Origin of the sequence: Paenibacillus canaveralius (assembly GCF_047238265.1) — a bacterium.
GTDB lineage: Bacteria > Bacillota > Bacilli > Paenibacillales > NBRC-103111 > Paenibacillus_F.
Genome location: NZ_JBDFMM010000001.1, coordinates 835,831 through 849,864, shown reverse-complemented (window position 1 = coordinate 849,864; position 14,034 = coordinate 835,831). Strand labels below are relative to the sequence as shown.

8 protein-coding genes and 1 pseudogene are annotated in these 14,034 nt (G+C 57.1%); 3 read left to right on the top strand and 6 right to left on the bottom strand.

The genetic code is table 11. From position 1 onward, the window contains the following. Positions 1-4 precede the first annotated feature (4 nt). The 5 genes and pseudogenes from ABC395_RS03840 to ABC395_RS03820 form a co-directional block, all read right to left on the bottom strand. Positions 5-640, bottom strand: coding sequence for a hypothetical protein (locus ABC395_RS03840; RefSeq protein WP_413000840.1), 636 nt, complete (start codon positions 638-640; stop codon positions 5-7). A gap of 192 nt (positions 641-832) precedes the next feature. Continuing rightward, complete coding sequence (locus ABC395_RS03835) at positions 833-2,116, bottom strand: vWA domain-containing protein (protein ID WP_413000838.1); 1,284 nt, start codon at positions 2,114-2,116, stop codon at positions 833-835. 78 nt (positions 2,117-2,194) lie between these two features. After that, positions 2,195-4,750, bottom strand: coding sequence for a hypothetical protein (locus ABC395_RS03830; RefSeq protein ID WP_413000836.1), 2,556 nt, complete (start codon positions 4,748-4,750; stop codon positions 2,195-2,197). A gap of 463 nt (positions 4,751-5,213) precedes the next feature. Then, a pseudogene (locus ABC395_RS03825) lies at positions 5,214-8,604 on the bottom strand (tubulin-like doman-containing protein). 62 nt (positions 8,605-8,666) lie between these two features. Next, positions 8,667-10,421 (bottom strand): vWA domain-containing protein, encoded by a 1,755-nt coding sequence (locus ABC395_RS03820; RefSeq protein ID WP_413000834.1) that lies wholly within the window; start codon positions 10,419-10,421, stop codon positions 8,667-8,669. 213 nt (positions 10,422-10,634) lie between these two features. Here ABC395_RS03820 and ABC395_RS03815 point away from each other — a divergent pair, with 213 nt between their 5' ends. From ABC395_RS03815 to ABC395_RS03805, 3 genes are read left to right on the top strand one after another with little or no spacing between them, the layout of a single operon-like run. Beyond that, on the top strand, positions 10,635-10,781 hold the full coding sequence (locus ABC395_RS03815) for a hypothetical protein (protein ID WP_413000833.1): 147 nt from the start codon (positions 10,635-10,637) through the stop codon (positions 10,779-10,781). Then, the gene (locus ABC395_RS03810) at positions 10,778-11,716 is read left to right on the top strand and encodes a hypothetical protein (protein WP_413000831.1); all 939 of its coding nucleotides are present in this window, start codon (positions 10,778-10,780) and stop codon (positions 11,714-11,716) included. Before ABC395_RS03815 ends, ABC395_RS03810 begins: the two co-directional genes overlap by 4 nt. Next, positions 11,713-13,503 (top strand): hypothetical protein, encoded by a 1,791-nt coding sequence (locus ABC395_RS03805; RefSeq protein WP_413000829.1) that lies wholly within the window; start codon positions 11,713-11,715, stop codon positions 13,501-13,503. Before ABC395_RS03810 ends, ABC395_RS03805 begins: the two co-directional genes overlap by 4 nt. Positions 13,504-13,671: 168 nt before the next feature. Here ABC395_RS03805 and ABC395_RS03800 read toward each other — a convergent pair whose 3' ends face one another. Then, positions 13,672-14,034: a hypothetical protein gene (locus tag ABC395_RS03800; RefSeq protein WP_413000827.1), complete on the bottom strand. Its 363-nt coding sequence runs from the start codon at positions 14,032-14,034 to the stop codon at positions 13,672-13,674.

Below are 14,034 nucleotides of genomic sequence, written 5' to 3'. Positions count from 1 at the left end.
CTCCTCATTCCTGGATTAGTTCATAAACATCCCCGTAACGGGAATCGGTAAAAAAAAGCCGGAGAAAATCGTGCTTGCCGATTTCGATCTCCGGGAGCGTCTGCGTACCCGCCTCGAAATCCCGGCGGAAAGGATAGGCGGTGCCGTCCTGCCGTCCCGCCGGATGGCCGCCTTCCTTTTTCACGTAACAGAGCGCTTCCTGCGGTACCGGAATTTCGCAAAACAGCTGAATTTTCGCGGACTTGTATTTGCCGAACAACCGGCCTCCGTATTTAACCGAATACCGGATTCTGGCTTTGCCCGCGCTGACCCGGATAGCGTTGTCCGTGCCGGTCTGGCGGTAAGGAGTTACGCGGCCTTCCTTCATGCCGCACGGGAAAATGCGGTACCCCCGCATGCCGATATACTCCATGCGCTCGCGGTACCCGCCGGCCGCCTTGTACTCTTCCCGCGTATACAGCTTTAGCTGATGCGGAGCCAGCTGCTCGGGCGGCTGTTCGCTTCCGCTTTCGAAGCCGTACACATAGACCGCACCGATTTCTTTCGGCCACTGCCACGTCAGCAGGCACTCGCCTTCACGGGCCGGCTGGGAAGCCAGCTTCGTGATCCGGTTCTCTTCGTTGATTTCTTCCCATTGCATGCCAATCGCCTCACTTGATCACTAGCCTACTTGTTAAACCTCGTTGCGCCGGCGCTGTGGACTCCCTGTTTTTCCGCACCGCGCGAAGCTCCCAGCGCGCGGTGCTTGGCGTCACATGACGGTGGTCAACCGCATGCCTCAGGAGCCCCGAACGCCGATTTGCGCTTCTCTCCTGCTTGCAGGCAGCCCTGTTCAGCGGAACTTCCTGCCGGCCGGTGCGCTGTTTTTTCTGCCGTAGCTTCCCTCTTCGAGCCGGGCCCGCTGATAATTTTTGCGCAGACCCGTATGAGAATCGTTCGTGCCGACCGGGATGATCAGAGCCCCCAGCGACAAGACGAAGGCAAGCACGATGTCCGCCACCGCCCGGTAAAAGAACGGAATATTCGTTCCAGGCATCCCGGTTTCCAGCACAAGTCCGGCCAGTAGGCCCGCAAGCGTCCCCCCGATGGCGAAGCTGAGCGCGAGATGGCGGTTGTCAAAGATGATGCCCAGCGCAAGGCCGATCAGCGTACCGATCAGCACAATAAAGGCCACCCGAAGAAACGCGTGGAACCCGTCGGAAGCGGCGGCACCGAGACGTTCGCCCGCCAGATGCCACGGCTGCTGGGCCGTATAGATCTGCTCGAACGCGTCCGTGATGCGGTCCGCGCTCTTCACGTCGTGGAAGGAGCCGCCCGTCTCTTCAGCGACGCGCCGGAGCAGTTGAATGCCCTCCGTCTGGGAATCGTCGATACCGACCGTATGGACGCCGATCCCCGCCTTAACGAACGGAGACAGCACCTCGGCCGTATTCACATCGCTGTAGCCGTCCGAGATCAGGATAACGGAAGAGGAGCTGTCGGCCGCCCCGTCCTTCTTCAACTCCTCCATGACGGTCGTCAAAGCCCGGCCGATATCCGTCTGGCCCGTCGGCTCCCCGATCTTGTCCAGCCTCCCGCGGACTTCTTCCCGGCCGGAACCGGTAAGCTTCGTAAGCGGCACGATAAGCTGTGTTTCCTCATTAAACGTAAACACCGCCGCGCTGTTTTTGGCGTCCATCCGGCCGATCAGAGACTTGGCCGCCTGAAGGCTCTGCTTCTGCGGATCTTTCTGCGACATGCTGTCCGATTTATCGATGACCAGCACATAGTTTTGCGGCGCTTTCTTCGTGCCGAGCACCTGAAAGCCGTACAAAACCTGGAACAGCGCTCCCGCTATAAACAGCATCACGAGCGTGGCCGGGACGAGAAACTTCCAGCCGTCGCCCGCGTAACGCAGACGCCAGTTTTTTCCGTTGAGCTGCGGCGAGATCATTTCCGCCACGAGGCAGAACAGGCCCACAAACAAGGCCAGCTGCCCGAAATAGACCCCCATCAGCACCGTTTCATGCCAAATTCCTTCCCAGCGGCTCAAAATAAATTCGCCGACGATAAATCCGACGAATCCTCCGATTACGCTGAATAAGGTCAGCAGCGGATTCCATTTTCTCTGTTTCACAGGTCTCCCCCTCTTTTCTTTATTGCCCTATGACGATCGTCTTTTTCGACCGAGCAGAGTGCCGTCAACTAGCCGGCCTTATGAAAGTTTCGTGCTGTCCGTTCCCGTTTCGGGCAGTTCCATGCTGTGAAAACGACAGCCGTTCTCGGTGTACGTCTCGTAATAGCGTTTGCCGTTCCGGTATACCATAAGATCCTCCAGCCTGAAGCCGCCCATGAGCCGGAGCTTTTCAATCCCGCCCGGTTTCTTCTCATGCACGCAGCCGAGCTTGTACGTCCGGCTTCCGCCGTCTACCGCAAACGCATATTGGATAAATTCACTGCGCGAATCGCCGAAAAAGTATTTTTCTTCATGACGGTTGCGGTGGGTGGAATGATACACGTCGATCCGGACGGCGGCTTCGTTTTCAAGCGTCGTATACAGATCTCGGAAAAGGTCTTCCTTCGAAAGCACATCCCGGTTATCGTAGCTGGCGGCCACGTTGGCCCGCTCCAGGAGCTCCGCCTCGAACGTCTGGTGGAAAAGGGGATGAACGAGCACGTCCCGGCGGGCCGCGGCCATCAGCTTCCGCAGCCACTGACCGGCATCCCGGTCGATTTCAACGGAAACGTTCCCCAGGAATCGTTCGTCGAAATAAAACCGGCTCTCTCTCCGCCCTTCCATCTCCGTCAAAATCTGCTTCACCACGTGCTCGTAATACTCGTTGATATTGCGGCCCAGATAGTCGCTTGCCGCCGTAATGCCGCTGCGGCTCGTATCACGCAGCAGCTTCTCCAGGCTGTCCATCTGCCGGACCGCGGCGGCCGCCCGCTCTCTCAGCTCCCCGAGCTTGTCGAGGTAAGCCGCCATCAGCTTTTGCTTCAATTCCAGAACAAGCAGGTCGCGCCTTAATCCGTACGCTTCATCCAGCAGGTGACGGATCAGGTTCTTTACCGAAGCTTTGTCGGATTTCCAGCCGAACAGCGAGCCTTTGCCTATCGGCTGCCGGTCCACCCGCTCGCCGTAAAAGCTCTCCAGCTCGCCGCGAAGCTGCTCGGCCCGGTTTCCCGCGTCCCTCAGCTGCTGCCTCAGCTCGCCCGGCAGGCTGCGGTTTACGGCGCCGCCCTCCTCCGCAAGCCAGCCGTGCAGAGCGTAGTACCCGTAAGCGGGATCGTCTACGACGCGCTCCTTCAGAGTGCGCTCCAGCCTCTTGGCGAAGCCGCGTTCCGTGAAGGCCGCTTCCGCCCTCTGCCGGACGTTCATGTCGAAAAACCGGCGGGCGCTGTCCTGGAACAGCGCAAGCTCCGCTTCTTTCAAAGACATGGACTTCAGCTCCCCGTAAGAAACCGGGTCGTGCATGAGCCCATACATCTCCTCCACGGCCTGCTCCCGTCCGGGTACGACCGATTCGATTTCGCGGTCCCACAACTGGGGCTCCATCGAGATCAGATCGGGCAGGAGGCGGGCGCCTCCCTGGACGTTCTCTTCCATCTTCTCCCGCACATGACGGAAAAGATGATAGAGGACGGTCAGGGCGATCGCCGAATTCGGACGGCTGACTCTGGAGTACCCGGCCGATACGTAACCGGCGCCTTCTTCTCCGGGCGGCGCTATATTTTGCTTGAAATGCTGATGGTTGTATGTGCCCTGCTTGGAGGAGTCACCTTCGTTCTCCGCTTTGATATGCCTGTATTTCAGCAAATTCAGCGAACTGATCGTTTCGTAGCTGCCTTTCATCCCGCTTTCGGTAAAAATGCCCCGCTCATCCTTGTCACTCAAGAGATAGACGGTGTCGAAAAGCGGAGAAGGGCCGTGCTGAGCGGGGAGGGTAATGCCTTCGCCCGTCACTTGTAGCGGGCTTGAGAAGGTATAGTCTCTGCTCTGCAGCACGTCCAGCTCCCGGAGGAAGCTGAAGCTCATCGAAGCGCGGAGAGCGAATTCCTCCCCGACCTGCTTCTCTTCGAGGAGCCCGTACAGGTCGACGATGACGGAGCGGAAGTGCTCGCCGAAGATCGTCTCCATCAGGGCGGTCAGCTCCGGCAGCAGCACGTTGCACGGGTCGTCGAGTCTGGTGACGACCGCAATGTTCAGCCTCTGGAGATTCGAATACAACCTGCCGAATTCGGAGATCCGGCTGTTCATTCTGCGCAGCAGCACGTTCAGCTCCAGCAGCTTTTCCCGGTCGGACCGGAAGCTGTCGTGGAGGTCCGGCCTTGCCGTGCGCGGGTTATTTCCCGGGACAGGCAGCGTCCAGGTGTAGATATTGCCGGCTTCGGGGCCGCCGGAATCGTCCCGGTTCGGCCTCCCGCTGCTGGGCCGGTCCCCGTAATCCGGGGCGGCCTGCCCGGAACGCTCCGTCCCCGGCGGATCGGCCTGCGGCCAGTCCTCACGGGCCACGGCCTCATGTTCCGCATGCCGGCTGCCCGATACTTCCCGGGTCCGCTCCGTTCCGACATGGAGATAAACAACCCCCCTGCTGTTGTTCCACCTGCGGTTGTTGATTTCCGCCATGGTTTGCAAGGCTTCCGCCGACATATCGCCCAGGAACAGAAAAACGAGCGGATGGTGAATGCTGCGCTGCTCATCTCCGTCCAAACCCGTGCTGTCCGTTTCCGCGGCATATTCGCTTGCGAACGCCACCAATTTCTCCCGCATGGTTTCCTCACTCCTATCCTTAGGGCGTCAGGGCAGAGAAGGACGGTTCGTGTGAACACGCCGTCCCGCCTGCATCCTTTTGTCCGCGCAGTAACCACGCCGTACCGCGTGATTTCTGCGTGATTTCTTCGTGATTTCTGCGTGATTTCTGCGTATTTCTTACGGTACTTCATAGTTCTTCGCAGTTCTTACGTAGTTCTTCGCAGTTCTTCGCAATTCTTCGCAGTTCTTCGTAGCTCTTCGTAGCTCTTCGTAGCTCTTCGTAGTTCTTCGCAATTCTTCGCAGTTCTTCACCGCACTTCGCGGCATCTCACGATACTTCACAGTATTTCGCGGCAATTCCACGAAACACCACGAAACTCCTTTGTGTTTCCCGCTACGTTCACTGCTGCTTTTCACGTGATGGTTTCGGCTAAAGATTCCATTGCTTTGTCTCTGCTTCGTTCTAGTTATCTTCTCTGCGCTATTTCAAGCTTTTCACCATATCGTTTACTTTCCCGGCCACCAGCTTGTAGAACTGGTACATATCTTCCCCGGCCGCATATTCGGCACGGTCGTAATCGAGCGCCGATTTGGCTTCCTGATAAGAGGCCGCCATAGCGCGCAGCGTTTCCACCAGCCCCGAGATATCTTCGGAAGCGATCATCTCCTGGCTGCGTCTGGATGATTTGCGCTGCAGCAGGCCGAGACGCTTGGCGTCGAGAGCGCGCATTTTGCTGTAAATCTCGTATTCGACGAACTTATTCGTCTGCATGAGATTTACGAACGGCTCCCAAGGATCTTCGTCCGCATCGTGGTCATAGACGTACAGGGCGCCCTTCTTGGCGATCGTGGACGTGTACATCGCTTCTATATACTGCGCGACGAATTTCTCCTCGTCCCTGTGGGCGCTGAGGGCCTGCTCCAGCTCACCGATTTTGCGGACGATGCTATCGTACTTGCGCACCTCTTCCCTTACCTGCTTGAGCAGTTCGGGGGAGCGAATGAGGTTTTCTTTCGCCAGTTCCTCGTTGACACTGCCGAAGATGTCCTTGCTCCGGTCCGCCTCCAAGCCGTTCTGAAGAAGGGCTTTCAGATCGTTGACGCAGCGCTGAAGCTCACCGAAATTCGGACGCTGCGAATTCAACTGGAGATTATAAGCGGAGATAAACGCTTCGACATCGAACGGCTTCGTCAGCATGCACTCGTAGCGGTTGATCGTGCCGCTGTCTTCGCCTTTCAGGCGGACGGTACGGTACTCCGCGGCCCGGTCGAACAAGCTGCGGACGCTCGCGTTATAAGACTTGACGCGTCCGTTCTCGTACGTCTCTCCCCATGACTTCTCGGGAATCGGCGACGGCAGATACGTCCAGTTGACGCGGTCCGTCTGCACGAGATGGCGCCCGATGCCTTCCGGCTCCAGAATGGTTCTCTCATAGCTTTCCTCGTACACTTTAAGCGGCGTATACAGGAAGAGCGGAATTCCGTTCTGGGTATTGAGCCAGAAAATCCGGTTCTTCACTTCGCTTTCTTTAATCGTAAAGCGCGAATTCGCGATCGCGTTGTCCTGGAAGTTCCGGATGCCCTTGAAAATGTTCGGGGCCTGGACCGGAACCGAGACGAATCCCCAGGACGGGAAGTTGAAATGGCCCGAGCTGTTCGTCAGATGGAACACCGGCTTCGCCTCTTCGTACAAACGGCCGGCGATGCGGCCTTCCACCAGCTTCTCGATGGAATCTTCGTGGCCGTATTTGATAACGAGACAATCTTCCATCGATTTCGTAATCAGCTCGCCGAAATGATCCGTCAAGAACTCAGAAACGGAGCCGATGACATCAACCTCCTGCTCCTTGATCCACTGGTTGGACTTCTCCAGCAGCTCGTTCGTGAAATCGCGGATCAGCTCGTCCGCGTTGCGGTCCTCCGTCACCTGGCCGATCAGCTTCGCGATGTCGGGAACGCTGACTACGTTCCAGTAATACGTGCGGTTGCCTTTGTGGTCGATTTCCTCGTCGCCTCTGGTGAGGATGTCGCCGTTTTTCTCGAAAATTTTGTTGAGCTCGGAAAGAAGTCTCCGTAAACACGAGATAGATACGGGAGTTTTCCTGATTGATCAGATTGTACAAATCCTCGTAAAACTCGATCATCTGCTCCATCCGCTCGCGGTCGGCGTGCAGCAGGTATTCCTGGATTTTCGCTTCGATATAAGCGTCTTTCTTCCGGTCCTTGGAAATGAACGCGCTGCGCGCTTCGGTCATTTTCTGCTCGGAATTTTCCTCGGCCGCCTGGATGTCCCGCGGAATGCGGTACAAGCTTTCCTTAAGCGATTCGATATAAGAAGAGATGAGCTTTAACAGGCAGAAGCCTTTGTCCTGCAAAATGATCCGGGACACGTAAAACGGCCCCTGTTCCGGATTGCGGAATATTTTCGTCACCTGCTCGGAGAAAGCTTCCTTCACTTGTCCCGGCAGCTGCTTGCGGGATTTGATATATTCCTCGCGCGCCCGCGACAAGAAGCTCTGCTCCAGCTCGGTGTCGATGTTGACGACCTGCTGCTTGATCACGTTCGAATAGCTGAGCCGCTCGCTGTTCTGGTAGCCCGGAATCGGCTCCGGAACCCTTTTGTCGAACTCGCGGTGAAGCGAATCGGGATCGAGGCCCAGCTTGTGCGCGAGCTTCTCGACTTCTTCCTGCGACGGGCCGGCGTCGAACATTTTTTCCATCCGCTTGAAGACTTTGTACGCCAGGTAGGTGGTCATTTCCTCGCTCGGCAGCACCGCCGAAGAAGCTCCCAGAATGTTGTACTGATAGTTGGCGGCGTACGCTTTCGGCATCTGGTTGATGTTCGTGCGGATGTTGCTGATATAGTCATGAATGGCAAATTCTTCGCCGGACTGCTTGTCCTCGCTTGCCATGAAGTTCGTGATATTCTCGGCCGTTACGTTCATGCAGTAGTCGTACGCGTTTTCCAGCAGCTTGCCTTCCAGATTGGTCGCCGAAATGAGATGCGCCAGGTTGAAAGGCGGCATCGGCGAATTGACCGTCAAAATATTCGCGTACTGCTGCTTGAAGCGTTCCGTACGCTCGTCGACGTTCATCCAGTAGTCGAGCTCCTTGAGCGCCGCATAGCCGTTCTTCTTGATATACTCGCGCGAATGCTCGGTCAGGCTCTTGTTCGCCAGGTTCACGTCCGGCGTGAACAGATAGCCGAGCAGACTGACCTTATCCACACCCGCGGAGCCGTAATCGCGCTCCAGGATGCCCCGGACAATGTACGAAATGTCGAGGAAGCAGCCGCTTCCCGTACCGCCGGACAAGCCGGTCAGAATGAACACCATCAGCTTCTTGTTCGTGCCGATGGACAAGGTTTTGATCTTGCGCTCCAGTGTCTGGACGACCTGCACGATCTTCGTAAACAGCAGCAGCCGGCCCGCCTGGCGGACGCCCGAAGCGCCGTTGATGCCGTCGGTGATCGTCAGTTCAGGCGACAGCCATTCCTTGATATAGGGCTCCAGGATGCTGCGGTTCTGCAGTACGCTGCCGATCTCGGCATTGGACAGAAGCACGAATTCCGTAAGCGGGTCCAGTCCGATGCCCTTATATTTCTTGTTGCGGTCATGCTCGTTCGTTTCGATCGCGAGAAATTCGACGTTGTTCGGCTTTTCTTTCTTTTTCTTCGTAAAAGGATCTTCCGGCAGCTTGAATCTCCGGTTGATCTGGTATTTCAGGCGCAGCAGCGCATCGATTCCCGTTCCGCCGAGACCGATGACGAGCATCGGGTTGTCGATCGTATCGACGCGGATTTTATCGCTGATAATTCCGCCGCCGAGAGAGACGTCGAGCTGCTGGATATGTTCCCTGACTGTAGCTTTCATAGCAAAAGGCCCCCCATGAGTGCATGTTTTTATTGGTTTTAAGCATGGTTTAAGTGCCGGATTTATTTCAGATATTCCAGTGAAACGGACTTCTGGATGTTCGGAACCGTTACGCGGATGCGGTCGTTTTTCTTAATCTCTTTGCCTTTAGAGGCGTCGAAGACCCGACCGCCTTTCTCGATGGTGCAGGCGGACTCGTTAAACAGAAGAAGGGTGTCGTTCGGACCCGGCTTGAAGACGATGCCTTTGGTTTCCGCAAATTCCGGCGCAAGTGAAAGCAGCTGGTGGAGCTGAACCTTGCCTTTGAAGCCGCTGAGCTTCTTGTACTGCGGGTTGGTCCGCTCCCCGGTCTCTTCGTCCTTGATCTCCACGACCAGCTGTCCGAAAAAGCCCTTGTTCGCTTTCTTCCAGAAAGCGAGTCCGAACAGGGCGGCCGCCAGCAGGACAACCAGCCCGGCGATCCACGAGCCGGTTTTCACCCAATTGACGCCTTTATCGCCGGACGCCTCTCCCGGAGCTGCGGCCCCGCCGCTTTTGGCGGAAACGGAGGCGGGGGCGGATTCGCGGGTGAAGTTGGCGCTTTCCACCTTCACCTTCACCTCGTAAGCGTGGGAATCCGCGACTTTCCAACTGCCTTCGATGCCTTTGTCCGTGAGCTTCAAAGGCGCTTCGGACACCTGCTTCGTATCCAGGTCGGTGACGACAAGCGAAGCCTTGGCGTTCTTGTACAGCTCGGCGTCGGCCGCCTTCTGGCCTCCGGACTCCAGGTGAGCCTTGACGGCGATGCTGTCGCCGGCTTTGGCCGTTTTGGGAAGCTGCGCGTCGAGCACGACCTGCACATCATAGTTGTATACGAGATTGATGTCGATTTTTTCCTGCGGAACCCCTTTTATCTTCAGTGTCCAGTCGCCCTGCACGGGGTTCAATATTTTGATCAGCGAATAGGCGTTTGACGAAGTATAGACGATTTTGTCGGACGGAATGTTTTGTTCCTTGCCCTTGGGATCGAGCAGCTTAGCTTCCACCGGCTTGCCGGACATAATGGAGATGTTCGCTTCCAGGACGCTTCCGTTCGGAATCGTCACTTTCACGTCCTGAAACTGGCCGTTTGCCGTAAAGCCGTTCAGCGGAACGACCTTCAGTTTCAGATGGCTGGCGTAAATTTCGCTCAAAATTTTCGGCAGATCTTCCGCCGAGTTGGTGACGAACAGCTTGCCGCCCGTTTCCTTGGAAACCGACTCCAGCTTGTCCTTGTTCAGCTTGCCGTCCGCGTTCAGCCCGATGGTGTAAACCGGGATGCCTTTGTCCTTGGCTTTCTGCACGGCCTCGCCGAGCACTTTATCCGAATCCGCCTGCGATTTGCCGGGATTCAGAGAGTTGTTGCCGTCCGTCAGCAGCACAATGAGAGGCACATGGCCCTGTTCCGCGCCGGATTCCAGCACCTTGACCGCTTCGCTCAGCCCCACCGCGACGTCTGTATAGGGCCCGCGTGTCAACTGGTCGATAAAGGTTTTCAAATCTTGCTTGTCGCCGGCGTTATTGATCTTGAGCAGCGCCTTCTCTCTCAAAATCTGGTCCGTGTAAGCGACCACGCCGATCTTGTCTCCCTGTACGGAAGCCATGTCCACAAACATTTTCATCGCTTCGTAGCTGACTTTATTGACGTCGCTTTCGTTCATAGAAGTGCTGACGTCCGCGGCGAGAACGGCGTCGATCTTCGTATCGGTAGCGGCATCCGCCGCGAAGACTCCGCCCGGCACCGCCATGACAAGCAGCAGCAGTGCCAGAGCCATATGAGCGTATCGTTGTAATTTCATCACGGGATGGTTTCCTCCAAAGCTTTAAATTTCCGCACGGCGGCAGGGGTTAATCCCCGGCCGTGCTTCTTTTGTAGTAAAATGTAAAAGGTGGTAGAATGTTTGAACATCTCATTCACATCTTAACTTTTTCAACAAGCTAATTCCACTTTTACGGGGGTCCGGTTCCTAAAAATCCGGCAAATTTATGAAATTGTCCGATAGGAGAATATTATGCTGACGATGATTGTTCTTGCCCTCCTCGTCCTCTTCGTCCTGATTCGCTGGCTGACGTGGAACTCCGCACAACGCGCGGCCCTGACTACGGAGAGCATCGACCGGGAATTTATGACCGAGCTGAACGAAGGTGATCCCTCATGAGCGGCAGAATTCCGGTAGAGCTCCGCAAAGTCCGTCAAACCGTACATACGTATGAACGATTGAAACAGTGCACGCGTTGCGGCACTTACTCCGTTCTCTGGCACGATAACTGCCTCTCATGCGGAGCAGAGCGGAAGTTCCTGTCCATCGGGGACATCGTCTCTTCCGTGCTCAGACGCAATATCCAGCGGGACGCCCTCATACTGGCCGCAATCGCCTGCGCCGCTTTCTATCTCGCCCGCTCTTTCGAGGAGATGGCCCTGGCGGCCGGAGCTGGAGTTGTGCTCATCGCCGTCTACGCTTTATTGCACAGAAGATACGCCGAAGCGCTTATGAACGCCACGCTGCGCAAACTGCTGCTCGGCGAAAACCGGGCGATCCGCAAAGGCATCCTCCTGGACGTCGACGACGCCGCTTCCGACATGGAGGACGGGGATTTCAAGTCCGCCTACGAGAAGCTTAGAGAAATCGGAGCCCTCATTACCGGCAGCCATATCCGCAACCTCAAGGTGTACTGCCTGAACCGGTTTATTCTGCGCAGCGATATGGAGCTGGAACTGGGCACGCTCATTCCCGATGAGTTCGAACCCGGCTTCATTACTTATCTGTACGAGGCGGCCAAAGTCAACCCCGGCCTGGTGCAGCGCGACACGCTCGATTATGTGCAGAAATACCGCGTCCAGATCGGCGGGATGCTGGAAGGGCGGGCGACGCTCGCCCTGGTTGCCGCAGCGGCGCTGCGCGTGAAGGAATACGCATTCGAATACGCTTCCCTCCTTTACGATTTCGTGGACGAACTGCCCCGCGAGCGGCTGCTCCGGCTGTGCCGTCTGATGAAGGAAAACCCCGACCGGGCTCCCGAACTGCGGCAGAAAGCCCTGGAAACGGCCGCCCGGAAATACGGGAACGATCCCGAGTTCGAGGGCTGCCTATGAAAGGACTGCACGTTATGCTAGGTTCTACGTACCACCGGTCCATCCGTTACAGAAACGGAGCCATTCTTTTACTGGCCCTTATGCTGGGCCTGGCGGGATATAAAGGGTACAGCGTCTGGCACAAGACCGACCTGTATGCCCGGGCGGCCGCCGAACAAGCCGCAGGCCGCGATATCGAAGCGGAGGATCTCTACATGCAGGCGCTGGGAATCTCTGCTTTTGATTACAAAAACGCCGAAATCGGAGCCGCCCTGTACGCCCTCCGGCCCGTTACCGAGCTGAAGCGGATGTTCGCGGAGCTGGCTTCCGAAATCGCCGTTACAAACGGGGGCACCCGGGAACAGGCCCGCCTGCTGCAGGCTTACGAGACCTATCAGGCCAAGAAAAAAGAAATCGGCACCGCCGACGAATCCGCCAAAAAGCGCTTCGGCGAGCTGACGGACGCCTACAAACTGGACGAGCAGTTTACCGCTGCCCTCGCGGGAGCGAGAAAGTCGCTTACGGCCTCGCTTCAGGAAGCCGGCTCCCCGGCGCAGGACGGCGAAACCGTCATGTCCCTGCTGCTTCAACTGCCGGCTTCCGTCTATAAAGACGAGAAAACCAAGCGAAAAGATTTGAACACCCTTTTCCAGAAATATGATACGGCCAGGCTCCAGACCGTTTTTAATCAGAAATCTTTCGAAGAAGCGCTCGGAGAAATCGTCCGGATTCGGGAATTCTACTCGGAACGCAAGGTGGAGGCAGCCTGGGTGCTCCCGAAAGCGGAAGCCTATGTGCAAAGTACGCTGACCCGGCTGCTGGACGCGAATGACGTTCCCGGATTTCTGGCGCATGCGAAAACGTTCCAGAACCGCAAAGAGCTTTCCGGCTCTTCCGCCAAAGTGAACGCTTTTATTCAATCGTCCTGGCGCAAGCAGACGTCCAAAGCGGAGCAGCTTGCCTCCGCAGGCAAGTTCGCGGACGCGATCGCGCTGTACAAAGTGCTCGGGGACTATAAGGATACGGGCAAAGAAATCCGCCAGACCGAGATCCGGTGGATGGCGGCCGAGCCCGGCGTCCTTCTGGCGAAGGCCAAGGACAACGTCCGGTTCGTGCAGACCGCCGGAGCCAAGGGGCTCTGGGGCTCGGAAGCGTTCGCCGCCGGCGTAACCGACCGCGGGACGCTGGTGACCGCACGCCTGCAGGCCGACGGTTCGGTCGTCTCGACGGAAGGCGGCATCGGCGAAGGGCTGGCCGTCAAGGCCGTCTCCTTAGCGGACGGGCTGGGCGCGGGCAAGCTCCCGGTCGTGATGCTGGAGAGCCAGTCCCGCACCCGCAAAGCCCGGTATACCGCTTACGAAGTGGATGCCTCCAGCCTGAACGTGCTGCTCGACGTGGAGGCCGACGGCTACAAGCTGCAGAGCGCGGGCGTTCTGCTCGTCCGCAATCCCGCCGGAGCGGGCGGAGGCGCTGAAGCGGTCTACAAGCTTCAGGGAAGGCAGTACGCCTTGGCGGAAGTTCCGCAGCAGAAGCCTGACGCTCCCCTCGAAGCGAAAGACATCCAGCCGTCCGAGCTGCCGCAGCAGCAGGCGGAAACCGTGGTCCGCCTGCCTCTGTCGATTACCCGGACCGGCAGCGGAACGGCCTTGGTGGAGATAGACGGCCTGTACGTCCTGCTGACCGGCAATTTCTCCTGGAAGCCCGGCAATGCGGTCGTTACGGGTACTTATGCCGGCGAGACGAAAATTCTTCAGGGAGACCGCTCCGTGCCGGCTTACAAAATCAATGTGAGTCATATCGAACAGTGATTCCGAGCGTATGCCGATAACATGACGGCTCGGAACCGACCGGATCTAGAGCAGTTGGACTTCTTTATTAATGTTAAAACAACGGCAAAGGACATTCCCCCGTCTAAAGGCGGGGAAATGTCCTTTTGTTAGTTTATTGGGGTTGACAGCACCGGAGTCTGCCCCTTCCTACTTCCATTGGAAGGTCGGCTTCAAGCTCTTGATCCCGTCGGACAGATTATGATACTCCGCGCCCGACTTGGCGTCTTCCGGACTGTACTGCACATCGGACGGATAGCAGAGGTAGACGTGGCGATCCCCTTTCGCGCCCAGATAGACGGTGCGGATCAGTTCGCTGGTCTGCTTATAATCCTCTTGGGAGCCCGCATTTACCGAAAAGAGCAAGCCGCCCGCGGATTTGCTCGCCCGATGAATGAACCGGACGGCATCCCCGTCCTCTTCGATGTCGAATTTGCCTTCCCATTCTGCCGGAAGACGGAACGAAAATCCATAGGCCTTATTGGCATAAGCGACCGTATTCAGCTTGCTCAC

Bases quoted from the DNA above. Each gene is read 5' to 3' on its own strand.
- ABC395_RS03840 (WP_413000840.1), bottom strand. From the start codon at position 640: ATGCAATGGGAAGAAATCAACGAAGAGAACCGGATCACGAAGCTGGCT.
- ABC395_RS03830 (WP_413000836.1), bottom strand. From the start codon at position 4,750: ATGCGGGAGAAATTGGTGGCGTTCGCAAGCGAATATGCCGCGGAAACG.
- ABC395_RS03820 (WP_413000834.1), bottom strand. From the start codon at position 10,421: ATGAAATTACAACGATACGCTCATATGGCTCTGGCACTGCTGCTGCTT.
- ABC395_RS03815 (WP_413000833.1), top strand. From the start codon at position 10,635: ATGCTGACGATGATTGTTCTTGCCCTCCTCGTCCTCTTCGTCCTGATT.
- ABC395_RS03810 (WP_413000831.1), top strand. From the start codon at position 10,778: ATGAGCGGCAGAATTCCGGTAGAGCTCCGCAAAGTCCGTCAAACCGTA.
- ABC395_RS03805 (WP_413000829.1), top strand. From the start codon at position 11,713: ATGAAAGGACTGCACGTTATGCTAGGTTCTACGTACCACCGGTCCATC.